Genomic DNA, 528 nt, shown 5'->3' with positions numbered 1-528 from the left:
CTTAAAACAAAAGGTACAGATAGTTTTGCGGATGTAGTACAATGGCTAGTGCTCCAGCCTTCCAAGCTGGGAATGCGGGTTCGATTCCCGTCGTCCGCTTTTTTGTTTTATGGGACTGTAGCTCAGCTGGTTAGAGCGCACCCCTGATAAGGGTGAGGTCGGAGGTTCGAGTCCTCTCAGTCCCATTGGTTAAAAGGTTTAACTTTTGACATGGGGACATACTCAAGAGGCTGAAGAGGCGCCCCTGCTAAGGGTGTAGGTCGGGAAACTGGCGCGAGGGTTCGAATCCCTCTGTCTCCGCTCTGATAATGGTAGGCGATTGTCTACCATTTTTATTTGCAAACGATATTGATAAACGTGATTCTGTATTCTACAGAGTCACGTTTTTTATTTTAATCGATTAGGAGTATGCACCGAGATAGGATCACATGCCAGGTCAACCATATTAGCCATATTGTGTTATGAGATGAAGTTTTTGCATATTCAAAATAAATGTCGCGACCTTGTCATAGTGGCAAGGTTGGGTGG

Annotated in this window: 3 tRNA genes; all 3 read left to right on the top strand. The window is 45.5% G+C overall.

The annotated features are described in order from the left end of the window. The first annotated feature begins 27 nt into the window (after positions 1-27). The 3 genes from WEIDD23_RS12160 to WEIDD23_RS12150 all read left to right on the top strand — a co-directional run bounded on the left by WEIDD23_RS12160 (position 28) and on the right by WEIDD23_RS12150 (position 300). Positions 28-99 (top strand) — tRNA-Gly (locus tag WEIDD23_RS12160). Positions 100-111: 12 nt separating this feature from the next. Continuing rightward, a tRNA-Ile gene (locus tag WEIDD23_RS12155) sits at positions 112-185 on the top strand. Positions 186-212: 27 nt separating this feature from the next. After that, positions 213-300 (top strand) — tRNA-Ser (locus WEIDD23_RS12150). Positions 301-528: the final 228 nt, after the last annotated feature.

The organism is Weissella sp. DD23, from assembly GCF_001579105.1.
Taxonomy (GTDB): domain Bacteria; phylum Bacillota; class Bacilli; order Lactobacillales; family Lactobacillaceae; genus Weissella; species Weissella cibaria.
This window is presented reverse-complemented; position numbering and strand designations above follow the sequence as displayed.